Origin of the sequence: Streptosporangium amethystogenes, from assembly GCF_000721075.1 — a bacterium.
GTDB classification, from domain to species: Bacteria; Actinomycetota; Actinomycetes; order Streptosporangiales; family Streptosporangiaceae; genus Streptosporangium; species Streptosporangium amethystogenes.
In genome coordinates this window covers 61,007-86,467 of sequence record NZ_JOEQ01000036.1, presented here as the reverse complement: position 1 = coordinate 86,467, position 25,461 = coordinate 61,007, and the positions used below count along the sequence as shown (strand labels likewise).

Sequence of the window (25,461 nt, the reverse complement as noted above, 5' to 3'; positions counted from 1 at the left end):
CTCACCGCTCCTTCCGTCGTCTGGGCCGGGGTACCGTTTCGCGCTCCTCCTCTGGCTCCTCCTCGGATTCGCCGGTCAGGCCGCTGAGCTTCTCCTTGGCCGCGTCCAGCACCCCGTGTGTCGCTCCCTTGGCCACCGACTTGCCGCCCCCTTCTGTCATGTCCTGCACCATTTCCGGCAGGGTCTTCTGGGAGCCGGTCTGGGTGAGGTCGAGGCGGTTGACGGCCTTCGCGAAGCGCAGGTAGGTGTCAACGCTGGCCACCACGATCCGTATGTCGATGGTCAGGAGTTCGATTCCAACGAGAGAGACTCTGATGTAGGCGTCGATCACGATCCCCTTGTCGAGGATCGTGTCGACGACGTCGGCCAGCCCCGATGCGGATCGGTAGCCGGCGGCCCTGCCCCCCTGAACGACGGTCATGGCGTTCCTCTCTGGTTATCCGCTGCGACGTGTCCGGTCACACTTGGGCGGAGGTCTTGCGGCGACGGGCGGGCCGCTTGGACGGCTCCTTCGCGGCGGGTTTTTCAGGTTCCTCTTCTTCCGCCTCCTCTTCCTCGCCGGGCTCCTCTTCCTCTTCCTCCTCTTCTTCCTCGGGTTCTTCGGCCTGTTCCTCCTCGCCCTTCTCCTCTTCCTCGGGGCTCTCCTGTTCGGCCTGTTCCTTGGCCTCCTCCTCTTCCCGGAGGGCCGTCTCCTGGTCCTTGACGACCTTGCTGTCGCGGATCTCGCCACGCCATCCCTGAAGTTCGTCGGGCTTCAGGAGCACCTGGTTCATGATGTGCCGCCGGAAGTGCTTGAGTTCGAGGCGCACCCGTCTGCCCTGGGCGCGCCACAGGTTGCCGGTGCCCTCGAACAGGCCTTTCGGGTAGTACTCCAGGGTGACCAGAACCCGGGTGAGGTCGGGGGTGATCTCGTGGAAGGTCACGATGCCGTTGACGTACCCCTTCGCCCCCTTCGAGCGCCAGATGATCCGCTTGTCGGGCACCTGCTCGATGATCGTCGACTCCCAGGTGCGGTGGGACAGGAAGATCTGTGCCTTCCACTCCAGCTTCTCGTCAGATGGCTGGTCGACGTTCTCGACCTTCTTCATGAACTTCGGGAAGTCTCCGAACTGGGTCCACTGGTCGTAGACCATGCGTATCGGAACGCCGATGTCGATGGATTCGACGATGTTGGTTATCTTCAACTTCCCGCCTTTCCCACCCTTGCCGCCTCCGGTGATCTTCTTGACCAGGCCGCCGATCGCCTTCTTGCCCAGTCCCTTCACCAGGCCGCCGACCAGGGATCCCCCCGAGCCGGTCAGCGTGCTCAGCAGGCCCGATCCACCGCCTCCGGCATAGTCGGTCAGCTTGCCGGTCATTCCTTTGACCTTGTCGCCCACCGTGGACAGCGCCCGCTCGCCGACGGCGCCGAGGAGATTCTGGAACTCGTGGGTGAGCCGGTCCATGGAGTTCTCCTGGCCGTTGTGCTCGGGCCGCTGCTCTTTCTGGTCGGTCTGGCCCTTGGAGGCCTCAGCCATGGGGCTCACCCCCGTGACTTGGCGGGCGCCCGCCTGGTTCGCGACGGTTCGGGCTTGCGCTGACTTGAGCCCCGGCCTCTGGACCTGGCCGGTGCCAGCTCCTCTTCCTCCTCCTCCTCTTCTTCTTCCTCTTCCTCCTCAGGCTCCTCTTCCTCTTCTTCCTCTTCTTCTTCCTCCTCTTCTTCCTCTTCGTCCTTGGGCTGGGACTTCTTCGGGGGTTTCGCGGGCTTCCCTCGACGCTTCCGGCCTTCCTCGGGCTCTTCCGGTTCCTCCTCGGCCTCCTCGGGGTGCCGCAGTGACTCGGCTCGGTCGTGCAGCTTGCCGCTCAGCGAGTCGATCTGTCTGGTCATCATGGATTTGGCGGCGTCCTTGCCCGCCTCCAGGAGGTCGCCGCGAATGCTTTCGGTGATCTTTTCCAGTTCCGGAGAGGAACCGAGTATCTTCAGCCCCTGCTGCAACAGGTCGCCCTTGCCGCCGCGTAGGTGGCCGGTCACGCCGGCGATGGCCAGCACCGTGGCCAGCCGTACTTTCCCGCGCCCCAGAAGGTAGCCTCCGGCCACGGCAAGGGCCATTCGCACCATGTTGTTCACGATCACCACTCCCTGTCGATTGTCCTGCTGCGGAGTCCGTCTCATCTCTTTCGAGTCCTCGGGGCCAGACCCCGTCGGTGCATCACAGAGAAAGACGACATTGACCAGAGCTGACGCCCGTTGCGGTGAATATGGGAAGAGCATCCGGTTCCCACAATTTCATTTCCTCCTACCCTGGAAAACCCCCACAAAAACACATATGGGCAAAAAGGGGACAAAAGGGATATTGTTCTGGTTGGGCCTACCCGGGGGTGGATTCCCGTCGTGAGCCGGAGGTGAAACACCCTTCCGTCCGCCTCTGGCCTACGGCGGAGGTCGAGAGTTCAATGATGTGTCGGGGTCAACGGCGGAGCTTTGTAACAAGTGAAGCCAGGTTCTCGGAAAGATTTGGTCAAGACTTCCAAGACGAATGAGCCGAGAAAGGAGAGGGGCGCTTAAAAAACGGGAACAACCACCTCGTTAACCCGTAAAGCGGAGGTACAGCCCTGGTGAGAAGATCGAGGGCCGGGTTTGCCGTGGTTGCCATGGTGGTTGTTTCCACCATGGTCGGCGGGCTCACGGGATGTGCACGTGCGGAGTTCACCTACGTCCGCCACGACGATGGGCAGACATACTTCAAGGTTCCGGCGGCCTGGCAGAAGGTCGACCAGACGGCGCTGGACAAGGCGACCATCGGAGCCGACCTCGAATCGGCCACCGCCCAGCTGCGCAAACAGCTCATCTGGTCGACCGCCTACGACGCCCACAGCAAACCGTCTCCAGATCACCTGCTCGGCTACGGCACCGAGGACGAACCATTCGTCTTCGCCCGGATCGCCAAGCTCCTTCCCGAGGAGCAGGACGCGCTCTCCCTGAACAGCATGCGCAACTCCGTCCTGCCCGTCACCGAGACGGTGCGCAAGGAGTACGCGGAGATCCCCGGCTATCCGCTGAAGGACTTCGAGCTTCTCGCCGATGAGGTGCTCCAGCCCGGAGACGGCTTGCGCGGGGTGCACGTGCGGTTCAACTACGCGATCGAGGGCGCCGGGACGGAGACCTTCGACCTCACCTCCTATCTGGCCCAGGACGGCAAGCAGATCTCCACCCTGCTGATCCGCTGCTCGGCGGCCTGCTACCGGAAGCGCGCCGGGGAGTTCGACCGGATCGCGCAATCTTTCAAGGTCAAACGACTCACCGGGTGAGGAGAAGCCCGTACATGAAGTCACCTCCGCCGCCCCCCACCTTCGAAGGACTACGGGCCCCCGGTTCGGGTCCGACGGACCCGCATCCCGACAAGCGCAAGAAGATGCCGTTCTGGGATCGGATCAAATTCCTCCTCATCCTGACGATCATCTACTTCATCCTGGTATGGAGCGAGATGGCCTCATTCGAGGGCATCATGACGTTCCAGGATGCGATGGTCACCACCGCTGTCGCGGCGCCGTGGATCTTCTGGCTTCTGGGAGCCGAGTTCCTGCGCCAGCTCCACTTCTTCGTCAGCGAGCGCTCCGCCGGATACAACCGGTTCTGGACGCGCGGTGTGTTCGGCGGCTTCGAACGCTGGACCCATCGCCGCTTCTCGGACTGGAACCGCTTCAGGATGGCGCGCGCCATCAAATGGCTGTTCTGGATCGCGGTGCTCGCCCTCATCCTCGGCGAGGTGCTGGACACCTCTCCCGCGCTCGCGCTGTTCCAGGCGCCCGCGCTGCTCTGGCAGGCACTGCCATACGTGGCGCAGCTCGCCTTCGCGTTCTTCTTCATCGCCTTCCAGTTCATCGGCCTGTTCTGGCTGCTGTCGCGGGGCGGCGTGGAGACCTACTTCCCCGACGACATCAAGACCCGCTTCACCGACGTCTGGGGCCAGGACCACGTCGTCGAGCGGGTCAAGGAGAACATCGTCTTCCTGGAGCGGCCGGACGCGATCGAGGAGCGTGGTGGCTACGTGCCCAGCGGCCTGCTGCTGTGGGGCCCGCCGGGCACCGGTAAGACCCTGATGGCCGAGGCCGTGGCCGGGGAGACCGGCAAGCCGTACGTGTTCGTCGACCCCGGCGCGTTCGTCAACATGTTCATGGGCATCGGCATCCTGAAGGTGAAGTCGCTGTTCAGGAAGCTCCGCAAGCTCTCGTTGCGATACGGGGGCGTGATCGTCTTCTTCGACGAGGCCGACTCCCTCGGACGGCGTGGCTCGCTGGCGCAGCAGGGGCCCAGGGGCGGCCCCGGATTCTCCCCGCATGTCGCGGGGTGCCATGGATTCGGCTACCTCAGCGAGGACACCCGCTGGTTGCTGACCCGCAAGGGCGCGGCGGAGCGGAAGGAACCGGACACCGGCCGCAGCCGCTTCATGATGGGCGGGATGGGAGGCGGAGGCGGCGACCCGGGCACGCTGCAGGCGCTGCTCACCGAGTTGTCGGGTCTGAAGAAGCCCCGGGGCCTCGTCAACCGGCATGTGAGAAGGCTCTTCGGCATGCGGCCCAAGCCGCCGCCGAAGTACCGGATCCTGGTCATGATGGCCACCAACATGCCCAACTCGCTGGACGAGGCGCTGCTGCGGCCGGGCCGCATCGACCGCATCTACAAGGTGGGCTACCCGTCGAAGGCGGGCCGGGTCCGCACCTACCGGGGCTACTTCGACAAGGTCGACCACGAGCTGACCGACGAGCAACTGGACAAGCTGGCGACGATCACGCCCTACGCCACCGGTGCCACGATCAAGGACCTGGTGAACGAGTCGCTGATCACCGCGATCCGCGATGGCCGGGAGGTCATCACCTGGTCGGACGTGACCAGGGCCAAACGGCTCAAGCAACTCGGGCCGCCCGAGGACGTGGAGTACATCGAGCGCGAGCGGCACGCGGTCGCCGTGCACGAGGCCTGCCACGCCGTGGCGGCCTACCGCACCCGCTACCACCTTGAGATCGACATCGCCACGATAGAGAAGGGCGCCGACTATCTCGGCATGGTCGCGAGCATCAAGCCCGAGGACCAGTTCACCCGCTGGAAGTCCGAGCACGAGGCCGACATCATGGTCTCGCTCGCCTCGCTGGCGGGAGAGCGGATGTTCTTTGGGGAGGACAACTCCTCCGGCGTCTCGGGTGACCTGTTCTCGGCGACGTACCTCACCGCGCTGATGGAGGCGCACTGGGGTATGGGGCGCGGGGTGACCTCGGTGCCCGCGCTGCAGGAACTGGAGATCATGGGAGGCAAGTCGATGCCCAAGCCCGGCGGCGGTGGCATCGGTTTCACCAAGACTCCGGGAGGCGGGCAACCGCTGGCCCCCGACGTGCTGGGTGAGCGCATCGAGTTCAACCTGGTGCGCCTGCTGGACCGGACCGAGGAACTGCTACGGGAGCATCGGAGAGACGTCCTGTGTCTGGCCCACGCGCTGGAGACGCACAAGACGCTCAACGGTGACGACGTGGTCGCGATCCTGGAGCGGAGGCAGGGGCCGCTGGTCGACGGCTCGGTCTATCTCTCGGACGACTTCTACGCCGAGATCGAGGAGTATCACCTGGAGGCGGCGCGGGCGCATCGCGAACACAGCCACGTGTCGCGCACCCTGCCCGTCCCGGCGGCCCTGCTCAGGCTCGAACCCGCCGTCGCGGTCGTACCGGGAGCGGTGATGGGCAACGGCAACGGCCACGGCGCCGCGGTGCCGGCCGGGCCGGCCTCGGCGCTCACGGCCGAGCCGGACTTCGTGCCGTGGGGTGACGGCGGTCCGGTGCCCCGGCTGTCATCGCCACCGCCCGTGCCGTTGCCGCAGCCTCCGCCGTCCGGTGTTCCCGCGCCGCGGGGCGGGCGGCTGAAGGTGGTGCTCCTGGTCGTGGTCAGCCTGGTGGCGCTGGCGGCCTTCACGCTGCTGGGCGTGTACACGCTCAACGGCGGGAGTGTCGTGATGGGTGGGGCGGGCTCACCACAGTCCGGCACGCTCCCGGTGGTGCTCGTCGCCGTACTGGCCGCGATCGTGGGAGCGGGCATCGTCGCCGCGGTCACCCGGGGATCGCAGGCCGCCAGGGCCAGGGCCGAGGCCCAGCGTGACAACGCCGTGGAACGGGCACAGTTGCTCGCCGCGGCGATGGACCCAGAGGTCGCCATGCGGGTCCTCGGTTACAAGGGCACCGATGAGCGGCCCCCGCGCTGACGGTTCCGAACACGCACAGCCCGCCGGGCCGAGGCCGCGGGCGGGCTGTGCGGTCGGGAGGTCCCGGGGGAGTCGGTGAGCCGGTTCCCCCGGAGGCCCGTCAGTCGAACTCGCCGTCCTTCACGCCGCCGACGAAGGCGTCCCACTCGCTCCGGGTGAACGCCAGAGCCGGGCCGCCCGGATCCTTGGAGTCGCGGACGAGGTAAAGCCGATCGGCGTCGGCCTTGTGCCGGGCGACGGCCGGATCACCGGGGACGACCGCCACCTCCACGCAGTCGCCTCCGTTGGTGCTGCGACCGCTCTTACGCCACTCGGCGTCGGACAGATCCATCGTGGACCCTCGCACTTTTTCTTCCTTCTACGGCTAGGGGGAGGAAAACCTTCTCGCCATCTGGGCGATGAAGGCCGCCGAATCCTCCTGGCCGAGTGCCATCTCGCAGAGGCTCTCGAACATGGAGGCGTATCGGCTGACCTGCTCCGGGTCGTCCGGCACGAGCCCGCTTGAGGCCTGCTCCAGGTAGAGCAGGTCGGGAACCTCGGGCTCGGGAAAGCTGAGCAGGCAGAACTTGCCGTCCATCGCCGCGTGCGCCCCCGCGGAGAACGGGGCGACCCGGATCTCCACGTTGGGCAGCGCGCCGAGCTGGACGAGATGTTCCAACTGCTCCGACATGACGTCGCGCCCGCCGATCTGACGCCGGATCACTGCTTCGTCGAGCACCGCGACGAGGTGGATCGGGTCACCGGGTCCGTGTAGCAACCGCTGGCGCGAGATGCGTACGGAGACCGTCTCCTCGACCTGGGAGGGGGTCTGGACAACGGAGGTCGCCTCGATCACCGCGCGTGCGTACGGTTCGGTCTGCATCAGGCCGGGAACGACGAGCGGCTCGTACGAGCGCACGAGCGACGCCTCCGCCTCCAGCCCGATGTAGGAGTCGAAGCCCGGCTTAAGGGCTTGGCGGTGAGGGTGCCACCAGCCTCGCCGCCGGGCCTCCACGGCCATCTGGATCAGGGAGTCACGTGCCTCCCCGGTCACGCCGTACACATCGGTGAGGGCCGACACGTCCGAGGGGCGGGGACGGGTCAGGCCCGTCTCGTATCTCCAGACGGTGGTGTCGGTGGAGCCGATTCGCTCGGCCACCTCCACCCGTGTCAGCCCGCTGTCCTTTCGCAGACGGTTCAGTTCAGCCATCAGGCGGCGATGACGGGCCGTGGGGCTGTGTCGAGAGGCCACGCATCTACCTCCCTCCGTCCTTTGATAGCAAATCTGTGGAATCTCAACATGAGGTATTGCAGTCCTTGATAGAACAGTTCACCGTGAGTGAGTGTGCCATCTCAGAGGGCGATGTGCATGGGATATGCGTGTCAGGGAGTGAGGTCAACCATGACGACCGGACGGCAGGCCGTCTCACCTCGATCCACGGTGACCCTCAAGGGGGTTCCGGAGTCGGTGTCGATGGCGCGAAGCCGGGTCAGGGAGCTTCTGGGCGAGGGACACCCTGCGTCGGACGACGTCATTCTCCTGGTGAGCGAGGTGGTGACCAACTCCGTGCTCCACTCGGGGTCCGGAGAGGGCGGAGAGGTCGCGATGACCGTGGCGGTGGGATCGGCCGCGGTGCTGGTCGAGGTCTGTGACGCCGGGTCCGGCGCGTCGATGCCGCACGTGCGCAACGACCCCGAGGCGGAGGGCGGGCGAGGCATGTTCCTGGTGGACCTGCTCGCCGACAACTGGGGCATCCAGGACGACGTTCCCGAGGGCGCCAGGACGCTCTGGTTCGAGGTCGTCTTCTGATCTCGGGGCGGAGGGGATACGGCTCCTGAAATTTGGGCCTTTGCTAATCAACCTCCCTGTCTGACTCTCGGTGGAGGCACGCGACAAATCCCTAGAATGCGTGCCCGAGGAGGACGCAGGTGAGACGCCGTCTGATCGTGGTGTTCGCCGCTTTGGCGCTGTTATGTCTTGGTGTGAATGGGGTGGGCGCCTCGGCCGAGCCGCAACCGAACAGCCAGTACAAGGTCCAGGGGCCGAGCACCTCCCAGCAGCGGAGCGCGATCGCGGCCACCGGTGCCGCGATCGATCAGGTCGATACCGACTCGGTCGTGGTCACCGCCAGCGAGGCCGAGGTCGCCGCGATCAAGAAACTCGGCCACACCGTCACGAGGATTCCCAGGTCCTTATCCCCGACCGGGCCCGAACAGCGCTCGGACTTCCCCTCGGCCGACTCCGGCTACCACAACTATGCCGAGATGACCGCCGCGGTGAACCAGATCGTCGCCGACCACCCGACGATCGCCCGCAAGATCAGCTATGGCACCTCGTACGAGGGGCGCGACCTGATCGCCGTCAAGATCAGCGACAACGTCAACACGGATGAGAACGAGCCCGAGGTGCTGTTCACGCACCACCAGCACGCTCGCGAGCACATGACCGTCGAGATGGCGATCTACCTGCTCAACCTGTTCACCGACGGCTACAGCACCGACAGTCGCATCGCCAACCTGGTCAACACCCGCGAGATCTGGATCATGCCGGACCTCAACCCCGACGGTGGCGAGTACGACATCGCCACCGGTTCCTACCGCTCCTGGCGCAAGAACCGGCAGCCCAACTCCGGCTCGTCGTACGTGGGCACCGACCTCAACCGCAACTGGGGCTACCAGTGGGGTTGCTGCGGTGGCTCCTCCGGCTCCGCCTCCAGCGACACCTACCGGGGTTCCGCGGCCGAGTCGGCTCCCGAGGTCAGGGCGGTGGCCAACTGGGTCCGCAGCAGGGTCGTCGGCGGCGTGCAGCAGATCAAGGCGCACATCGACTGGCACACCTACAGCGAGTTGATCCTGTGGCCGTACGGCTACACCTACAACGACACCGGCCCCGGCCTGACCCAGGACGACCGTGACGCCCACGCGACCCTGGGCCAGAACATGGCCGCCACCAACAGCTACACCCCCCAACAGGCCAGCGACCTCTACATCACCGACGGCACGATCGACGACTGGCTGTGGGGCGTCTTCAAGATCTTCAGCTACACCATCGAGATGTACCCGACCGGTTCCTCACCGGGCTTCTATCCTCCCGACGAGCAGATCGTCCCGCAGACCACCCGTAACCGCGAAGCCGTGCTCCGCTTCCTGGAGTACTCCGCCCGCAGGCCACCACCTCCAGCGGCGCCAAGCAGCTCGGCACCACGGTCAGCGGCACCAACGACCTGGTCACCGGCAGGCTCGCGGGCACCGCGGCGGGTGACTACGACATCGACGGAGGGGTCACCAGCGTCCAGTCACCGGCCATCCTCCACCGCCGACTTCCTGCGCGTGAAGGTCGTCGGCTCCACCACCACCCAGGTGTTCCAGCAGCTCGGCGCGGCCTCCAACCGCAACGGCGCCTGGGCGGTCGCCACGGCCGACCTCTCCGCCTTCGCGGGCCAGACGGTCCGCATCCTGATCGAGGCCGCCGACGCCTCGGGTGCCTCCCTGGTGGAGGCCGGCATCGACAACGTCAAGATCACTCAGCAACCCTGACCCTCCCTCGGGGCGCCTTCGCCGAGGGTGCCCCGAGCCATTCGCCGGTAGGCTCGGCGCCGGTCAGACGCGGCAGATCAGCTCGCCGTGGAGCACCGACAGCCAGCCGTCCCGCTCCCCTGCCCAGGCGCGCCAGCCCGCCGAGAGGCGGCACAGGTCCTCCTCGGTGCTGCCCGAGGCGAGGGCCTGGCGGGCCATGTCGGACTTCAGGATCCGCTCGGCCCACATACCGCCCCACCAGGAACGGTCCTCGGGTGTGGCGAAGCACCAGGTCGAGGAGGTGGCCGAGACGTCGGTGAACCCCGCCGCGTGCGCCCAGGAGAGCAGTCGCCGCCCCGCGTCGGGCTCGCCGCCGTTGGCCCTCGCCATTCTCAGGTAAAGGTCCAGCCACTCGTCCAGTTCGGGCATCTCGGGAAACCAGGTGAACGCGGTGTAGTCACTGTCGCGTACCGCGACGATCCCGCCCGGCCTGCAGACCCGCCGCATCTCGCGCAGCGCCGACACGGGATCGCCGACGTGCTGGAGCACCTGGTGGGCGTGGACGACGTCGAAGGTGTCGTCGGGAAAGCACAGTTCGTGCACGTCCGCCACGGAGAACTCGACGCCGGAGCGCCCGCGCCGCTCCACCTCCGCGCGGGCCAGTCCGAGCGCCTCCTCGCTGATCTCGGCCGCGGTGACAGTGCCGGGCGTGACCCGCTCCGCCAGGTCGGCGGTGATGGTGCCGGGCCCGCAGCCCACGTCCAGCAGCGTCATGCCCGGTCTCAGGTGCGGCAGGAGGTAGGCGGCCGAGTTCTCCGCGGTACGCCACCTGTGGGACCTGAGCACCGACTCGTGGTGTCCGTGCGTGTAGACGGCGTCCTTGCCTGTCATGGGAGACCCCTTCTTCTTTCCATCGATCCCGACCGTAGCAGGAATCTCATATTTCAAGAAGAATCGTCTCACTATATGGTCTCATTGGATGGTCGTAACGGATTTCGCACCTTTTCATCGCTTGCTGTAACGAGGGAGGGCGCCCACACTCAGATGGGATGTTCGCTGACGCAATGGGGGTGATCCTCGTGCATGAGGAGTTCAGCGCTCACGAGACCTGGCCACTGGGGTGCACGCACTGCGGGCACCTCTGGCAGGAGGAGTACCTCGTCCGTCACCTGACCGACGGATACGGACACGACGTCGTGCTCTGGCTGAGGTCGGGCGTGATGGTCCAGCCCCCGTGGTCGGGAATGAGCTGTCCCGCCTGCGGCAGCGGCGGTGTCCGCGTCTTCCCGGCGGGTGCGCACCCCCGGGACGGTGCCTTCTTTCCCACCACCGCCTTCACACCCGCCCCGGCCCCGGCCCCCGGTCCCGGTCCGGCCCCGGTCCCCGCGGTGGGAGCCGGTGCCTCGCCCGCCGGGCCCCGGCCGCGTCGCCACCTGTCGCAGCCGGCCCTGCTGTACTCCCTCATCGCGGTCGCGTTCCTGCTCTTCACCAGTTTCGAGCTTTTCGAACACGTGGTGCCCCACCACTGAACCCGCCGCCACGGACCGCCGGCCCCCGCCATGGGGCGGGGGCCGGACGGTCAGCGGACATCAGCGGACATCAGCGGGCGTCAGAGGCGGAAGTCCAGGTCGGGGACGATCTCGGCGACGTCCATCTGGGCCTTCTGTAGCCTGCCCGAGTAGTCCCAGTTCATCGCCTGCCAGCGGGTGAACTGGTCGAGAACCCACACCCCCGACTGGCGGCTGCCGTTGCCGGATCTGCCGTTGCCGCCGAAGGGCAGGTGAGCCTCCGCGCCGGAGGTGGAGTTGTTGACGCTCACCATGCCCGCGCCGATGCCGGCGCGGAAGTGGAACGCCGACTTCGGGTCGGTGGTGTAGATGGAGGAGGAGAGCCCGTAGCCGGGAAGGTTGGCCAACTCGACGGCCTCCTCCAGCGTGTCGAAGGCGGTCACACCGACGATGGGGCCGAAGGTCTCCTCAAGGAAGAGCCGGTCGTCGGGGCGGACGCCGTCCACGACCACCGGGTGGTAGTAGAGGCCGCCCTCCCCGGTGAAGCCGGCGCGCGGGTTGTCCGGGGTGATGCGGCCGGTGGGACCGGAGACGACGGTGTGGTGCGGCTGGATCCAGCCCAGGTACTCCTCGTAGCGCGAGGCGAACCTCTCGTCGAGCAGCGGGCCGCAGAGCACGTCCCCGGCGGGGTCGCCGATCGCCGCCTCCGCCACGGCGCGCGCGTACCGGCGGAGGAACTCCTCGTGGACGCTCTCGTGCACGATCACCGTGCCGAGTGACGTGCAACGCTGCCCGGCGGTGCCGAAGCCCGCGAACAGCGCGCCTTCCACGGCCAGGTCCAGGTCGGCGTCCGGCATGACCACCATCGGGTTCTTGCCGCCCAACTCCAGGCAGGGGGACTGCAGATGGCGCCCGCACAGCTCGCCGACGGCGCGGCCCACCGCGGTGGACCCGGTGAACCCGACCTTGTGCATCGTGCCCTCGGCCAGCGCCGACTCCAGGCCCTCGAACGTCGTGGCGCCGTCGGCGAGAACCAGGTTCAGCACGCCGTCGGGCAGCCCGGCCGCCGTGAACAGCCGGTAGAGCGCGTGCGCCGAGGCCGCCGCGTACTCGGCGGGCTTCCACACCACCGCGTTGCCGCACAGCAGCGCCGGGACCAGGTACCACGACGGCACCGCGACCGGGAAGTTTCCCGCCGTGATCACCGCGGCCACTCCCACGGGGACCCGGAAGGTGAACAGGTTCTTGTCCGGCATCTCCGAGGGGACCGTCTGCCCGTACAGTCGCCTGCCCTCGCCGAGGAAGAAGTCACAGGTGTCGACGATCTCGCGTACCTCGCCCAGTGCCTCGGCGTACGGCTTGCCGATCTCACGGGTGACCAGGCGGGCCAGTTCCTCGGCGTTGGCCTCCACCAACCGCCCGATGGAGGCGATCACCCGCCCCCGGACGGGCGCGGGAACCCGGGACCACTCCCGCTGGGCCGCGGTGGCCGTGCGGCACGCGGAGGAGAACGTGCTCGCGTCCGCGAGCCGGACCCGCGCGACCACCTCGTCCAGGCGAGCCGGGTTGACCGACTCGTAGGCGGTGCCGTTGGACGCTTCTTTTCCGCCGATGACGGAGACGATCTCGCTGGTCACCTTCGACCTCCCGGTATGGACCTGTGACCGCATTCTCCCCGTGAAGGACGAGGTCGTCACATCAGTCGGAAGTCGGCGAAGTCGAAACCCGGGGACACGACGCAGCTCACCAGTACGGCCTCGTCGCCGGCGGGGCGGGCGGCCTGCCAGGTGCCGCCGGGCACCAGCGCCTGCGGGACCTGGCCCTCCTCCACCAGCGGACCCAGGGTCACGGAGTGGATGGGCTGGCCCTCGTGGCCGCCGAGGATCAGTGTCAACGGGCCGCCCCGGTGCCAGAGCCACACCTCGTCGGAGGCGACCACGTGTGGACGCGACTCCTCGCCGGGCCCCAGCAGGAAGTAGATCCCCGTCGCGGTGGCCCGCGTTCCGGTGTACCCGGGCGGGGTGAGGTCGACGGAGGTCCTCCAGGTCTCGCGGAACCAGCCGCCCTCGGGGTGCGGCAGCAGGTCCAGGGTCTCGGCGAGCGGAGGACGCGAAGAGGTCGTCATCGCACCGATTCTAGGGACCCGGCTCCTTGGGCGGACCGTGTGAGGTTCGTGTGCGCACCGACGTATTGCGCGGGCATGGGGCGGTGTTGGGACGGTACGGGCGTCTCCGCGGCGGAAGCCGTCTGGACGATCGGTGGGGCGGGCGCGCGAGCGCGCGCGTACGGGGCGCGACGAGGGTCGCCGATCGGTGCGGGAGTCACCGTGGGGACGGAGATCGCCCTGCGGGGTGGACGGTCCGGATTTGTCGGAGGGGTTGGCTAGGTTCGGTCCGTGATCGAACGGTGGAACCGGGATCAGGTGCTGGCGCTCGCGCCCGACGCCTCGTCCCAGAAAGCGGCCGGGACAATTTCCTCCCCCGGAAAGTGGTCGGGGACCGGAGTCACCGCCGACGCGGTGTGGGGTGAGTGCGCGGGCAGCGGCTCCAAGCCCTACCGGGCCTGCGTCGACCTGTCCGAGCCCGCCTACCGGTGCACCTGCCCCAGCAGGAAGTTTCCGTGCAAGCACGCTCTGGGACTGCTGCTCCTGTGGTCGGCCGACGGTGTCCCCGTCGCGGAGGAGGTCGCCGACTGGGTGGGTGAGTGGCTCGACGGACGGCGCGACCGCGCGGCCAGGACGGCGGAGGCCGGGGCGACCCGCGCCGTCAGGTCTGCCGAGGCGCCTTTCGCCGACGGTCGCCGGGCCGCGCTGCGCGAGCAGCGTGTGAGTGCCGGTCTGTCGGATCTGGAGCGCTGGCTCGCCGACCAGGTCAGGCAGGGTCTCGCCGGGTCACGGCGCCACGACCAGTGGGACGACCTGGTCAAGCGCCTGATCGACGCCCAGGCGCCCGCTGTCGCGGGCTCGCTGTCGCGTCTGCCCGCCGTGCTGGACGGCGATGACTGGCCCGCCCGCCTGCTCAGCGAGTACGCGCTGCTGCACCTGCTCTGCGTGGCCCACCGCAACCTCGCGGCTCCGGCCTCCTCGCCTGCCGGAGCCGGTGACGGTCCGGGGGGTGTGCCGGAGGCCGGGCCCGCGAGGCTCCGGGAAAGGGTGCGCGACCGGGTCGGTTTCTCGGTGACGAAGGAGGAGGCGCTCGCCGGGGAGGTCGTCCGCGACCTGTGGGACGTGCTGGGACGGCGTGACGAGGAGCACGACCGGCTGATCGCGCGCCGGGTCTGGCTGCGCGGGCGCCAGACGGGCAGGGCGGCGCTGGTGCTCTCGTTCGCGCCGGTCGGACAGGCTCTCGACGCCTCACTCGTCACCGGCACGACCATGGACGCCGACCTGGCGTTCTACCCCGGCTCGACTCCGCTGCGCGCGGTGGTCGCCGCCCGGCACGACGCCGCCCCGGCCGGTCCGCCGCCCGGCCAGAGCATCGAGCGGGCACTGGACGAGGTGGCCGAGGCTCTGGCGGGCGATCCCTGGCTCGACTCCTGGCCGCTCGTGCTGGAGGGGGTGACCCCGGCGGGGAGCGGTTCGCGGCTCCTGGCCGGGCCCTCCGGCGGGCTGCCGCTCCACCCGTCCGCGGGAACCCCGTGGCGGCTGGTCGCCACCTCGGGCGGCCACCCGCTGACCGTCGCCGCCGAATGGACCCCGAGGGGCCTGCGCCCCCTCACGACCTGGGATGAGAAAGGCCGGGTGATCGCCCTGTGAACGCCTCCGCGGACTGGGAGGAACTGGTGTCCACCGCGCTCGTCGGGACCGACCGGCGCCCGCTGCCAGGAGAAGGGGCGAGCGAGGTCGAGCTGCTCGGGCGCGCGGCCGTGCACACGCTGCGGATGCGCGCGGGGCGGCGGCCGGTCGCCCCGGGCGAGCCGCCGAGTCTCGCGGCGCCCGAGGAGCAGCCGGAGGTCTCGCGCGCCGCGGGCGACCGGCTTGCCCGGGTTCTCGGTGGTGAGCAGCCGAGACTGCTCACCGAATGGCTGGAGATCGCGGCCGGACGTGGACACCGTCTCTCGCCCCACCTGCTGCCCGAGCTTCTCGACCACGCGGTCAGGGACAGGTCGATCCGGCCGTACCTCGGCGTCCTGGCGGGCAACCGGGGACGCTGGCTGGCGGGACTGAACCCGGCGTGGGGTTTCCTGCTTGAGGAGGTCACGGGAGTGGCCGTGACCGGCCCTGCGACCGACTCTGGGCCGACCTCGCAGGTCTGGGAGTTCGGCACCTCGGGTGACCGCCGCGTCCATCTGGGCGAGCTGCGGGCGGCCGATCCGGCGAGGGCCAGGGAACTGCTCGCCGCCACCTGGGAGAAGGAGGGGCCCGACGACAGGGCGGCGTTCCTGGAGGCTCTCACCACGGGGTTGTCGCTCGAGGACGAGCCGTTCCTGGAGGCCGCGCTCGACGACCGCCGCCGCGAGGTCCGTCACCAGGCGGCCGACCTGCTCACCCGGCTCCCCGGATCGCGCCTGGCCCTGCGCATGGCAGAGCGCGTCGCCCGGTATGTCACCGTCGTGGGAGGTGAGATCCACGTCGACCCGCCGGTGGCCTGCGACAGCGCCATGGAGCGCGACGGCATCCGGGCGAAGGCGCCCCGGGGGACCGGCGAGCGGGGCTGGTGGCTGCAGCAGGCCGTGGCCCGCACCCCGCTCGGCGTCTGGCCCCGGCTGCTCGGCCGGCCGCCCGGGGAACTGGTCCGAATGAAGATCGTCGACTGGCATCGCGAGGTCATGGCCGGTTGGGTCAGGGCCGCCGTGCTCCAGGGGGACCCGGAGTGGGCGCTGGAGCTTTTCGCCTGGGACCCGATCGCCGACCTGCTGGCCGCGCTGCCCCGCGACAGGCAGGAGATCGTCGCGGCCGACTTCGTACGGCGGCACGGTCTGGACGGCCAACTGATCATGGTTCTCGGTGGGGCCGCGGCCCCGTGGGGGCCGGCCCTGGCCACGGCGGTCCTCCAGAAGATCATCGATGTGGCCGGCACCCAGCCGTGGAATCTCGGCGAGCTGACCAAGCTCGCCGGTGAGCGCATCGATCCGGCACTGCACGACATGGCCGGCCGGCTTTCCCTGGAGCCGCCCATCCAGGAGGTCGCCGCCCTCCTGCGTTTCCGTGACGACATGTTGAAGGAGCTCACACAGTGACAACGGTTCTGCGGGCCCACGCCGAAGACCAGTACGCCGAGGAGTTGGCGGTCCTGGCCAAGGGCGACGACCGGGTCCGTCCGCCGGGCTGGAAACTGTCGCCCTGGGCGGTGACCACCTACATCCTCGGTGACGGCGACCAGATCACCCCCAAGTACATCGGGCCGCGGCGCATCGTCGAGGTGGCCGTGGCGACGCTCGCCACCGACCGCGCGCTGCTGCTGCTCGGCGTGCCCGGCACCGCCAAGACCTGGCTCTCGGAGCATCTGGCCGCCGCGATCAGCGGTGACTCCACACTCCTCGTGCAGGGTACGGCGGGCACCGCGGAGGAGGCCATCCGCTACGGCTGGAACTACGCCAGGCTGCTGGCCGAGGGGCCGTCCATGGAGGCGCTCACGCCGAGCCCGGTGATGCGGGCGATGGCCGAGGGGCGGCTGGCCCGGGTGGAGGAGCTGACCCGGATGCCCTCCGATGTCCAGGACGCGCTGATCACCGTGCTGTCGGAGAAGACGCTGCCGATTCCCGAGCTCAACCGGGAGGTGCAGGCCGAGCGAGGTTTCAACATCATCGCCACCGCCAACGACCGTGACCGCGGTGTCAACGACCTGTCGAGCGCACTGCGCCGCCGGTTCAACACGGTCGTGCTGCCGGTGCCCGCCACCGCCGAGGAGGAGGTGGACATCGTCTCCCGCAGGGTCGGCCAGCTCGGCCGCTCCCTGGAACTGCCCGAGACCCTCACCGGGCTGGAGGAGATCCGCCGCGTCGTCACGGTCTTCCGGGAGCTGCGCGCCGGCGTCACCGAGGACGGCCGCACCAAGGTCAAGTCCCCCAGCGGCACGCTCAGCACCGCCGAGGCCATCTCCGTCCTCACCAACGGCATCGCGCTGGCCGCGCACTTCGGAGACGGGGTGCTCCGCCCCTCCGACGTGGCCGCGGGGATCGCCGGCGCGGTGATCCAGGACCCGGTCTCCGACCGCGTCGTCTGGCGCGAGTACCTGGAGACCGTGGTGCGCGAGCGCCAGGACTGGCGCGACTTCTACCGGGCCTGCCGTGACGCGGGCTGAGGCGATGACCCCCGGGAGGGGACCGCTCCCGATCTCCGTCCCGGGCGCCGGCCCCGGACCGGGTGGCACACCGGTGATCAGGTCGCGCGGTCGCCATCGCGCCATGCCGCCGGTCGGTGAGCCGGCTTCCCCACCTGGCCTCGGTCTCGTATCGGGTGGCACACCCGCGGCCACCCCGCGCGGTCGCCACCGCGTCACGCCGCCGGTGCCGCCGGTCGGTGAGCCGGCTTCCTCACCGGTCAGGGGGAAACGATGAGCGTCTCCGTGCTGGGGATCCGGCACCACGGACCCGGGTCGGCGCGGTCCCTGTGCGACGAGCTTGACCGCCTCAAGCCGGACATCGTGCTCATCGAGGGCCCACCCGAGGCGGATGAGCTGGTCGAACTGGCCGGTGACCCCGACCTCCGGCCGCCGGTGGCGCTCCTCGCTCACGTGCCGGGCGAGCCGTCCACCGCCGCGTTCTGGCCGTTCGCGGTGTTCTCCCCCGAGTGGCAGGCGCTCCGCCACGCCGTCGGGGCGGGCATCCCGGTCCGCTTCTGCGACCTGCCGGCCGCGCACAGCCTCGCCTCCCGCCCCGGCGCGACCGGCGACGCCGAGCCGCGGCCCGGAGCGGAGCCGGACACCGGTGTTTCCGGCCTTCATCGTGAAACGGCGGATGACGACGGGAAAGGCGAAGCCATTCCGGAGGCCGTACAGGTCGATCCGATCGGAGCCCTCGCCCGAGCCGCCGGATACGACGACCCGGAGCGGTGGTGGGAGGACGCCGTCGAGCATCGTGGCGACACCCCGTTCCACATGATCGCCCAGGCGGTGGAGGCGGTCCGCGAGGGACACGTCGCCGACGGGTACGAGGCGCGGCGCGAGGCCTTCATGCGGCGCACGATCCGCAGGGCGATCCGGGACGGCTTCGAGCGGATCGCCGTGGTCTGCGGGGCCTGGCACGTCCCCGCACTGGCGGGCACGGCGGGTGAGGGAGCGCCCTGGGGAGCCGGGCTGCCCACCGTGAAGGCCGACGACGCGCTGCTCAGAGGGCTGCCCAAGGTCAGGGCCGAGATCACCTGGGTGCCGTGGACGTACGGCCGGCTGGCCTCCTGGAGCGGGTACGGCGCGGGTGTGACCTCCCCCGGCTGGTACCACCATCTGTTCGCCTCCCCGGACCGCCCCGTCGAGCGGTGGCTGACCGGGGCGGCCGGAGTGCTCCGCGAGGAGGACCTGCCGGTCTCCTCCGCCCACGTCATCGAGGCGGTCCGGCTCGCCGAGAGCCTGGCCGTGCTCAGGGGGCGGCCCCTGGCCGGGCTGGCGGAGGTCACCGAGGCGGTCAGGGCGGTGCTGTGCGAGGGCGACGACCTGCCGGTGGAGCTGATCCAGCGGCGCATGGTCGTGGGGGAGCGGCTCGGCCAGGTGCCGGACAGCACCCCGATGGTCCCCCTCCAGCGCCATCTGCGCGAGGAACAGCGACGGGTGAGGCTCAAGCCCGAGGCGCTCGATCGTGAGTACGACCTCGACCTGCGCAAACCCCTCGACCTGGAGCGCAGCAGGCTGCTGCACAGGCTCCGCCTGCTCGGCGTCTCCTGGGGCACTCCCCAGGAGAGCCGGAGCAAGGGCACCTTCCGCGAGTCGTGGTCGCTCGCCTGGCGGCCCGAGTTCGACATCGACCTGATCGAGGCGAGTTCCTGGGGAACGACCGTCCCGGCGGCGGCCGCCGCCCGCGTCCGCGACCTCGCCGACGGGGGCGGGGTGTCCGGCGGGAACTCCGGCTCGGGGATGCCGGGCCGGGGAGGCGGTGCGGCCGGGACCGGGGGACCGCCCGGCGGCGGGGCGTCCGGAGGCGTCACGCTGGCCGGGCTCACCGGCCTGGTGGAGCACTGCCTGCTCGCAGATCTGCCGGAGGCGCTGCCGCACGTGCTCGACGCCCTGTCGGCGCGGGCCGCGCTCGACGGCGACGTCACGCACCTGATGGCGGCGCTCCCGGCGATGGTCCGCGCCCAGCGATACGGCGATGTGCGCGGCACCCCCGCCACCGGCCTGGCCACCATCGTCGGGGCCATGCTCACCAGGATCTGCGTCGGACTCGGTGGCGCCGTCACCGGCCTCGACGACGACGCCGCCCGTGACCTGATCCGTCACATCGACGCCGTCCACACCGCCGTCTCCCTGCTCGAAGCCGTGCCCACCGGTCCTGACGTCTTCGGTGGTTCACGGGAGACGGGGGCTCAGGGTGATCCGGGCGCGTCCGCCGGCTCCGTGGGCCTGGACGGTCCGGAGGGTGCGAAGGAGACGAGGAGCACCGGATCCTCGGGAGGCGCTGTCCGCCCTGAGGAGGAGTCTCCGCAGGGACGGTGGCTGGTGGCGTTGCGCGGGGTTTGTGGCCGCGGCGACCTGCACGGGCTCATCGAGGGCCGGCTCACCAGGATCCTGCTGGACGCGGCCGACCTCGACACGGCCGAGGCGGGCCGCCGGATGTCGCTGGCGATGTCGGCGGGGCACCCGCCGGCCAGGGCGGCGTCCTGGATCGAGGGGTTCCTTTCCGGGGGCGGGTTGCTGCTCGTCCACGACTCCCGGCTGCTCGGGCTGGTCGACGAGTGGCTCACCGGCCTCGCCCCGGAGACCTTCGTCGACGTGCTGCCCCTGCTCCGCAGGACGTTCGGCGCCTTCGCCGCCCCCGAGCGGCGCTCGATCGGCTCGCGCGTCCGCTCTCTCGGCTCTGGCGGCGCGGATCGGGCACCGGACGCGGAGGAGTTCGACGAGGAACGCGCGGCGGCGGCCGTGCGGACCGTGCTGGCGATTCTGGGAAGGACGGGGAGCAGCGATGGATGAGCGGTTGCGCCGCTGGCGGATGGTCCTGGGCGGTGACGCCGACGGCACCGGGTGCTCGCTCGCCGGCATCGACGCCCAGATGGACGGGGCACTGGCCGCGCTGTACGACGGCGCCAGCGCCGGTGCGGGAGCGGCCGAGCGGAGCGGTGGCCTGGGCGCCTCCGCGCCCCGGGTGGCGCGCTGGCTGGGCGACATCCGGTCCTACTTCCCCTCGACCGTCGTCCAGGTCATGCAGAAGGACGCCGTCGAGCGGCTGAACCTGACCCGGCTGCTGATGGAGCCGGAGATGCTGGATGCCGTCGAGCCGGACGTGCACATGGTCGGCACCCTGCTGTCGCTCAACCGGGTGATGCCCGAGAAGGCACGGGAGTCGGCCAGGGCGCTGGTCGGCAAGGTCGTCTCCGAGTTGGAGCGGCGGCTGGTTCAGAAGACGAAGGCCGCCGTGACCGGCGCCCTGGACCGCTCGGCCAGGACCCACCGGCCCAGGCGGGTCGCCGACATCGACTGGGACCGAACGATCCGTGCCAACCTGAGGAACTACCTGCCGGAGCGCAACATCGTGATCCCGTCCAGGCTGATCGGATACGGCAGGAGGCAGCGGGCGGTCCAGCGAGAGGTGGTGCTCTGCATCGACCAGAGCGGATCGATGGCCGCCTCCGTCGTCTACTCCAGTGTGTTCGGCGCGGTGCTCGCCTCGATGCGCTCGCTGAGGACCTCGCTGGTCGTCTTCGACACGGCGGTCGTCGACCTCACCGACCAGCTCCACGACCCGGTCGAGCTGCTGTTCGGCACCCAGCTCGGCGGCGGCACCGACATCAACCGGGCCATCGCCTACTGCCAGGGCCTCATCACCCGCCCCAACGACTCGATCTTCATTCTGATCAGCGACCTCTACGAGGGCGGTGTGCGGCAGGAGATGCTCCGCAGGGTCGCCCAGATGACCGCGGCGGGCGTCCAGGTGATCGTGCTGCTCGCGCTCTCCGACGAGGGCGCGCCCTTCTACGACCACGACAACGCCGCGGCGCTCGCTGCCATGGGGGTGCCCGCCTTCGCCTGCACCCCCGACGCCTTCCCCGACCTGATGGCCGCGGCGATCGAGCGCCGCGACATCGGCCAGTGGGCCGAGCGCCGACTGGAGCGCACCGCCACCTGATCCCGTCCTGGTGAAGGAGGCAAGGCCGCGGGGGCCCACCTTCTCCAGGACGTCAGGGGCCGAACGCGGCGGCCCGGCACCCACCGACGGATCAGCCGTCGTCTCGGACGATTCTTCGCCCGGTGGCCTCTCGACGACACGTCGAGGGGATCGGCAGGCTTCCCGGCCCCTCAGGAACGCTCCTGGTAAACATCCGGGATGCCGTCGTGGTCGAGGTCGGCGGTCTCCGCCTCGTGGATGCGCCGGTAGACGCGGTTGCGCAGCCGCAGGATCACCGTCGCCGCCAGCGCCGCGATCAGGGAGCCGGACAGGACCGCCACCTTGACGTAGGCGTCGCGCTCGCTGCCGAGCCCGAAGGCCAGCTCCCCGATGAGCAGGGAGACGGTGAACCCGATACCGGCCAGCACGGCCAGCCCGGCCACATCCACCCAGGCCAGGCCCTCGTCCAGCCGGGCATGGGTGAAGCGGGCCACCAGCCAGGTCGCGAGCATGATCCCAATGGGCTTGCCCACCACGAGGCCCACGACGACGCCCACCGCGACCGGGTCGCTCAGGGCGTCGGCCAGGCCGCTCAGACCACCGATGGCCACCCCGGCGGACATGAACGCGAACACCGGCACGGCCACCCCCGCCGAGAGCGGCCGCAGGCGGTGCTCGAAGTGCTCGGCCAGGCCGGGCCCGGCCTCCGGACCGCCGGCGCCTTCGCTGCGAAGAACCGGCACGGTGAAGGCCAGCAGCACACCCGCGACGGTGGCGTGCACGCCCGAGGCGTGCATCAGCGCCCAGGTGACCGCGGCCAGCGGCAGCAGCAGCCACCAGGACCGTACTCGGCGCTGCACCAGTAGGGCGAAGATCGCCAGCGGTACCAGCGCGCCCAGCAGCGGCAGCACCGACAGGTGCTCGGTGTAGAAGACGGCGATGATGATGATGGCCACCAGGTCGTCGACCACGGCCAGGGTGAGCAGGAAGGTACGCAGCGCGGTGGGGAGATACCGGCCGATGACCGCGAGCACCGCCAGGGCGAACGCGATGTCGGTGGCGGTCGGGATCGCCCAGCCCTTCGCGGCACCGGCGTCGGCGTCCAGGGTGAACAGCAGGTACAGCACGGCCGGGACGATCACTCCGCCGAGCGCGGCCGCGACCGGCACCGCGGCCCGCCGCACCTGGCGCAGGTCACCGGCGACGAACTCGCGTTTCAGCTCCAGGCCGGCCACGAAGAAGAAGATCGCCAGCAACCCGTCGGCGGCCCAGCTCGCCAGGCTCAGATCCAGATGCAGGGCCGCGGGGCCGATCCTGAAGGCGCGCAGCGCCTCGTAGGTTCCTGACCACGGGGAGTTCGCCCATATCATGGCGGCCATCGCACCGGCCAGCAGCAGCGCCCCGCCGACGGTCTCCTCGCGGAGGATGCCGGCGATGCGGCGGGCCTCGGGCCACGAGCCCAGGCCGAGCAGGCGGGACGTGCCAGGTGGGGTCTCGGTCATCGGTGCTCCGTTTTCGGGGTCGGGTCGGCCACTGCCGACCAGACTTCCCGGCGCACCACCGGCCACTGTACCCATGGGGAGGTCGGTTCTCCCCGCGAGGGTGCCGCCACCCGATCCCGTGGCACATCGGCGGGTCACGGGAACGGGCGCGGGTCAGTGCGCGGGTCAGTGCGCGGTGTCCTGCTCGTCCCGGGCGCGCAGGGGGAGCAGGAAGACGGCCGCGAAGGTGGCGACGAGCAGGCCCACCGCGACCCAGATCGTCAGGAGCATCGAGTCCTCGAAGCTCCAGTTCCGCTTGAGCAGGTCGAAGAAGAGCGTCCCGATCGCGGCCGCGCCCAGCGTGCCGCCGAGTTGCTGGATGGCGGTGAGGGTCCCGGAGGCCGAGCCGGTCTCGTGAGGCTCCACCCCGGCCAGCACGATGTCGAAGAACGGCGCCATGATCAGGCTCATCCCGATACCGGTGACCAGCAGGGCGGGGGCGAGCTGCCAGGGCGTGACGCCCATGCCCGCGACGTTCAGGGTGAGGGCGACCCCCGCGACGCCCCCGGCCATCACTACCGTGCCGATGTGGATCAGTCTGCGGCCCACCCTCCGGGCCAGCCCGGAGGCGTTGACGAGAATGAATCCGACCAGCGTGCCGATGGCGTTCGGCAGGCCGGCGAGGCCGGCCTTCAGCGGGCCGTAGCCCAGGGCGATCTGGGTGTAGAGCCCGAACACCAGGGAGAAGCCGACCATCCCGGTGAAGAAGACGAGGCCGGTGACCAGGCCGCCGGCGAAGGCGCGCTTGCGGAACAGGCTCATCACGACCAGCGGGGCGCCGCCGGCGCGCTCCTTGCGGGACTGGTGGAGGCAGAAGAGGGCGAAAACCGGGATCGAGACGGCCATCATCACGAAGGTCCACCCGGGCCAGTCGAGGTCGCGCCCTTGGACCAGAGGGAAGACCAGGAGGAATGAGGCGGCCGAGACGAGCCCCATCCCGGTCAGATCCAGCCGTGAGGCGCCTGAGGGCTGTGACGCGGGCAGGTAGCGTAGCCCGCCGAGCAGGGCGAACAGGCCGACCGGCAGGTTGATCAGAAAGATCATGCGCCATCCGGTACCGAAGAAGTCGCCGTCGACGAGCCAGCCCGACAGGACCGGTCCGGCGACCGTGGACAACGCTATGACCGGGCCGAACGCGCCGAACGCGGCGGCCAGCTCCTTGGGCGGGAAGACCTCCCTGATCACGCCGAGGCCCTGCGGCACCATCACCGCGCCGGCCAGGCCCTGCAGCACCCGCGCGACGATCAGCATCTCCGGTGAGACGGCCAGTCCGCAGAGCAGCGAGCACAGGGTGAAGCCGAGCGCGCCGATGGTGAACATGCGCCTGCGTCCGTAGAGGTCGCCAAGACGGCCTCCGGTGATGAGACCCACGGCCATCGCCATGGTGTATCCGGCACTGAGCCACTGGATCATGCTCGACGACCCGTCCAGATCCTTCTGGATGGACGGCGCCGCGATGGTTGTGATCATCGCGTCCATCAGGTCCATCACCTCGGCGGTGAGGACCACGCAGAGGGCGACCCAGCGCCACCGGTACGGCTCCGCGCCGACGGGTGAGGGGCCGGTCTCGACCGTGTGGGTCATGGGGGGCTCCGATCGGAGGTCGAATGATCGACGAACGCTGTTCGTTTTATACGAACATGGTTTTATGGGCGAACACTGTTCGTGTCAAGTACATTGTTCGCGCTAAGTACGGTGTTCGTGAACGCGATTCGTTGCGGTATAGGATCGGCGGGTGACCCAGATCCCCGCCCCGCCGTGGCGCAAGACCCGCAAGGCGAGTGCCCCGAGAACCGTCCTGAGCAGGGATCTCATCGTCGCCACCGGGCTGCGCCTCATCGACGCCGAGGGCCTGGACGCGCTGAGCATGCGCCGCGTCGCCCAAGCACTCGACACCGGCCCCGCCTCGCTCTACGCCCATGTGGCGAACAAGGAGGAACTGCTTGAGCTGATCTATGACGAGGTCATGAGTGAGATCCGGGTGCCCGAGCCTGATCCCGAGCGCTGGCTTGAGCAGATCAGGGAGCTGATCATGCAGGCCTTTCTGGTGTTCAGGGCCCACGCCGACATTGCCAGGGTCGGCCTGGCCACCATCCCGACCGGTCCCAACGGGCTGCGGGTGGCCGAGGGACAGCTGGCCATCATGCTCGCGGGCGGGGTGCCGCCCAAGTCCGCCGCCATGATGATCGACCGTCTCGGCCTGTACGTCTGCTCGGACGCCTACGAGGGCTCTCTCTACGTCAGCCGGCAGCGCGGCAGCGGCAAGGAGCTGGGGGAGTTCATGAGCGAGTTCTTCGGCCAGATCGCCACGTTCTACCGTGGCCTGCCCGTCGACCGGTTCCCCAACCTCGTCGCCCGGATCGACGACCTGATGGACGCCAACGGCACGGAGCGGTTCGAGTTCGGGCTCGACCTGCTGCTGAGGGGGCTGGTCTCGCACATCCGGGAGGCCGGTCCTACGACCAAGGACTGACCCGGAGGCCCGATGCCGGGGGTGAGGCG

At 69.5% G+C, this 25,461-nt stretch carries 21 protein-coding genes; 11 read left to right on the top strand and 10 right to left on the bottom strand.

All coding sequences use genetic code 11. The features are described 5' to 3' along the window. Position 1: 1 nt before the first annotated feature. The 3 genes from gvpJ to IG98_RS52835 are packed head-to-tail and all read right to left on the bottom strand — an operon-like array spanning position 2 to position 2,251. Positions 2-421, bottom strand: coding sequence for a gas vesicle protein GvpJ (gene gvpJ / locus IG98_RS0136015; RefSeq protein WP_030922950.1), 420 nt, complete (start codon positions 419-421; stop codon positions 2-4). A gap of 37 nt (positions 422-458) precedes the next feature. Next, positions 459-1,517 (bottom strand): SRPBCC family protein, encoded by a 1,059-nt coding sequence (locus IG98_RS0136010; RefSeq protein WP_030922946.1) that lies wholly within the window; start codon positions 1,515-1,517, stop codon positions 459-461. Positions 1,518-1,522: 5 nt separating this feature from the next. Continuing rightward, positions 1,523-2,251: a hypothetical protein gene (locus IG98_RS52835; protein WP_211264272.1), complete on the bottom strand. Its 729-nt coding sequence runs from the start codon at positions 2,249-2,251 to the stop codon at positions 1,523-1,525. A gap of 380 nt (positions 2,252-2,631) precedes the next feature. Here IG98_RS52835 and IG98_RS0136000 point away from each other — a divergent pair, with 380 nt between their 5' ends. Beyond that, positions 2,632-3,288 carry a hypothetical protein gene (locus IG98_RS0136000; protein WP_051753383.1) on the top strand — a complete coding sequence of 219 codons (657 nt, stop codon included), beginning with the start codon at positions 2,632-2,634 and terminating at the stop codon, positions 3,286-3,288. 14 nt (positions 3,289-3,302) lie between these two features. Further along, positions 3,303-6,224 carry an AAA family ATPase gene (locus tag IG98_RS0135995; RefSeq protein WP_030922937.1) on the top strand — a complete coding sequence of 974 codons (2,922 nt, stop codon included), beginning with the start codon at positions 3,303-3,305 and terminating at the stop codon, positions 6,222-6,224. 100 nt (positions 6,225-6,324) lie between these two features. On the opposite strand, the gene IG98_RS0135990 is transcribed toward IG98_RS0135995, so the two are convergent. Beyond that, on the bottom strand, positions 6,325-6,555 hold the full coding sequence (locus IG98_RS0135990; protein WP_030922935.1) for a DUF397 domain-containing protein: 231 nt from the start codon (positions 6,553-6,555) through the stop codon (positions 6,325-6,327). A 33-nt stretch (positions 6,556-6,588) separates the two neighbouring features. After that, positions 6,589-7,413, bottom strand: coding sequence for a helix-turn-helix domain-containing protein (locus tag IG98_RS0135985; protein ID WP_051753382.1), 825 nt, complete (start codon positions 7,411-7,413; stop codon positions 6,589-6,591). A 192-nt stretch (positions 7,414-7,605) separates the two neighbouring features. Here IG98_RS0135985 and IG98_RS0135980 point away from each other — a divergent pair, with 192 nt between their 5' ends. Together IG98_RS0135980 and IG98_RS0135975 are read left to right on the top strand one after the other, a co-directional pair. Next, the gene (locus IG98_RS0135980; RefSeq protein ID WP_030922930.1) at positions 7,606-8,013 is read left to right on the top strand and encodes an ATP-binding protein; all 408 of its coding nucleotides are present in this window, start codon (positions 7,606-7,608) and stop codon (positions 8,011-8,013) included. Positions 8,014-8,132: 119 nt separating this feature from the next. Continuing rightward, positions 8,133-9,740: a M14 family metallopeptidase gene (locus tag IG98_RS0135975; protein WP_245651862.1), complete on the top strand. Its 1,608-nt coding sequence runs from the start codon at positions 8,133-8,135 to the stop codon at positions 9,738-9,740. 63 nt (positions 9,741-9,803) lie between these two features. Here the strand turns inward: IG98_RS0135975 and IG98_RS0135970 are convergent, their stop codons facing one another. Then, a complete protein-coding gene (locus tag IG98_RS0135970; RefSeq protein ID WP_030922923.1) occupies positions 9,804-10,610 on the bottom strand; it encodes a class I SAM-dependent methyltransferase in 807 nt (268 codons plus the stop codon). 158 nt (positions 10,611-10,768) lie between these two features. Here IG98_RS0135970 and IG98_RS51280 point away from each other — a divergent pair, with 158 nt between their 5' ends. Next, entirely contained in the window at positions 10,769-11,248 is a 480-nt protein-coding gene (locus IG98_RS51280) for a hypothetical protein (protein ID WP_157594716.1), read from the top strand. An 80-nt stretch (positions 11,249-11,328) separates the two neighbouring features. On the opposite strand, the gene IG98_RS0135960 is transcribed toward IG98_RS51280, so the two are convergent. Then, on the bottom strand, positions 11,329-12,864 hold the full coding sequence (locus IG98_RS0135960; protein ID WP_030922918.1) for an aldehyde dehydrogenase family protein: 1,536 nt from the start codon (positions 12,862-12,864) through the stop codon (positions 11,329-11,331). A gap of 56 nt (positions 12,865-12,920) precedes the next feature. Next, a complete protein-coding gene (locus IG98_RS0135955) occupies positions 12,921-13,352 on the bottom strand; it encodes a cupin domain-containing protein (protein ID WP_030922915.1) in 432 nt (143 codons plus the stop codon). Positions 13,353-13,622: 270 nt separating this feature from the next. Between IG98_RS0135955 and IG98_RS0135950 the strand changes: the two genes are divergently transcribed. From IG98_RS0135950 to IG98_RS0135930, 5 genes are all read left to right on the top strand, one after another. Next, a complete protein-coding gene (locus IG98_RS0135950; RefSeq protein WP_030922912.1) occupies positions 13,623-14,981 on the top strand; it encodes an SWIM zinc finger family protein in 1,359 nt (452 codons plus the stop codon). Beyond that, complete coding sequence (locus IG98_RS0135945) at positions 14,978-16,405, top strand: DUF5691 domain-containing protein (RefSeq protein ID WP_030922909.1); 1,428 nt, start codon at positions 14,978-14,980, stop codon at positions 16,403-16,405. Before IG98_RS0135950 ends, IG98_RS0135945 begins: the two co-directional genes overlap by 4 nt. Beyond that, positions 16,402-17,469 (top strand): ATP-binding protein, encoded by a 1,068-nt coding sequence (locus IG98_RS0135940; RefSeq protein WP_030922908.1) that lies wholly within the window; start codon positions 16,402-16,404, stop codon positions 17,467-17,469. Before IG98_RS0135945 ends, IG98_RS0135940 begins: the two co-directional genes overlap by 4 nt. A gap of 252 nt (positions 17,470-17,721) precedes the next feature. Continuing rightward, positions 17,722-20,286, top strand: coding sequence for a DUF5682 family protein (locus IG98_RS0135935; protein WP_030922905.1), 2,565 nt, complete (start codon positions 17,722-17,724; stop codon positions 20,284-20,286). Next, the gene (locus IG98_RS0135930; protein WP_030922903.1) at positions 20,279-21,439 is read left to right on the top strand and encodes a VWA domain-containing protein; all 1,161 of its coding nucleotides are present in this window, start codon (positions 20,279-20,281) and stop codon (positions 21,437-21,439) included. The genes IG98_RS0135935 and IG98_RS0135930 overlap by 8 nt, the downstream gene beginning before the upstream one ends. A 170-nt stretch (positions 21,440-21,609) precedes the next feature. Here the strand turns inward: IG98_RS0135930 and nhaA are convergent, their stop codons facing one another. Next, positions 21,610-22,920 (bottom strand): Na+/H+ antiporter NhaA, encoded by a 1,311-nt coding sequence (gene nhaA / locus IG98_RS0135925; RefSeq protein ID WP_030922899.1) that lies wholly within the window; start codon positions 22,918-22,920, stop codon positions 21,610-21,612. Between the two features lie 165 nt (positions 22,921-23,085). Then, the gene (locus tag IG98_RS0135920; protein ID WP_030922897.1) at positions 23,086-24,543 is read right to left on the bottom strand and encodes an MFS transporter; all 1,458 of its coding nucleotides are present in this window, start codon (positions 24,541-24,543) and stop codon (positions 23,086-23,088) included. A gap of 151 nt (positions 24,544-24,694) precedes the next feature. Here IG98_RS0135920 and IG98_RS0135915 point away from each other — a divergent pair, with 151 nt between their 5' ends. Then, on the top strand, positions 24,695-25,432 hold the full coding sequence (locus IG98_RS0135915) for a TetR/AcrR family transcriptional regulator (protein WP_030922894.1): 738 nt from the start codon (positions 24,695-24,697) through the stop codon (positions 25,430-25,432). The last annotated feature ends 29 nt before the right edge of the window (positions 25,433-25,461 follow it).

What these genes read in the sequence shown, in the direction of transcription:
- IG98_RS52835 (WP_211264272.1), bottom strand. Translation starts at nt 2,251, where the DNA reads ATGCTCTTCCCATATTCACCGCAACGGGCGTCAGCTCTGGTCAATGTC.
- IG98_RS0135935 (WP_030922905.1), top strand. Translation starts at nt 17,722, where the DNA reads ATGAGCGTCTCCGTGCTGGGGATCCGGCACCACGGACCCGGGTCGGCG.
- IG98_RS0135970 (WP_030922923.1), bottom strand. Translation starts at nt 10,610, where the DNA reads ATGACAGGCAAGGACGCCGTCTACACGCACGGACACCACGAGTCGGTG.
- IG98_RS51280 (WP_157594716.1), top strand. Translation starts at nt 10,769, where the DNA reads ATGTTCGCTGACGCAATGGGGGTGATCCTCGTGCATGAGGAGTTCAGC.
- IG98_RS0135995 (WP_030922937.1), top strand. Translation starts at nt 3,303, where the DNA reads ATGAAGTCACCTCCGCCGCCCCCCACCTTCGAAGGACTACGGGCCCCC.
- IG98_RS0135920 (WP_030922897.1), bottom strand. Translation starts at nt 24,543, where the DNA reads ATGACCCACACGGTCGAGACCGGCCCCTCACCCGTCGGCGCGGAGCCG.
- IG98_RS0135980 (WP_030922930.1), top strand. Translation starts at nt 7,606, where the DNA reads ATGACGACCGGACGGCAGGCCGTCTCACCTCGATCCACGGTGACCCTC.
- gvpJ (WP_030922950.1), bottom strand. Translation starts at nt 421, where the DNA reads ATGACCGTCGTTCAGGGGGGCAGGGCCGCCGGCTACCGATCCGCATCG.
- IG98_RS0136000 (WP_051753383.1), top strand. Translation starts at nt 2,632, where the DNA reads ATGGTGGTTGTTTCCACCATGGTCGGCGGGCTCACGGGATGTGCACGT.
- IG98_RS0136010 (WP_030922946.1), bottom strand. Translation starts at nt 1,517, where the DNA reads ATGGCTGAGGCCTCCAAGGGCCAGACCGACCAGAAAGAGCAGCGGCCC.
- IG98_RS0135955 (WP_030922915.1), bottom strand. Translation starts at nt 13,352, where the DNA reads ATGACGACCTCTTCGCGTCCTCCGCTCGCCGAGACCCTGGACCTGCTG.
- IG98_RS0135990 (WP_030922935.1), bottom strand. Translation starts at nt 6,555, where the DNA reads ATGGATCTGTCCGACGCCGAGTGGCGTAAGAGCGGTCGCAGCACCAAC.
- IG98_RS0135985 (WP_051753382.1), bottom strand. Translation starts at nt 7,413, where the DNA reads ATGGCTGAACTGAACCGTCTGCGAAAGGACAGCGGGCTGACACGGGTG.
- IG98_RS0135930 (WP_030922903.1), top strand. Translation starts at nt 20,279, where the DNA reads ATGGATGAGCGGTTGCGCCGCTGGCGGATGGTCCTGGGCGGTGACGCC.
- nhaA (WP_030922899.1), bottom strand. Translation starts at nt 22,920, where the DNA reads ATGACCGAGACCCCACCTGGCACGTCCCGCCTGCTCGGCCTGGGCTCG.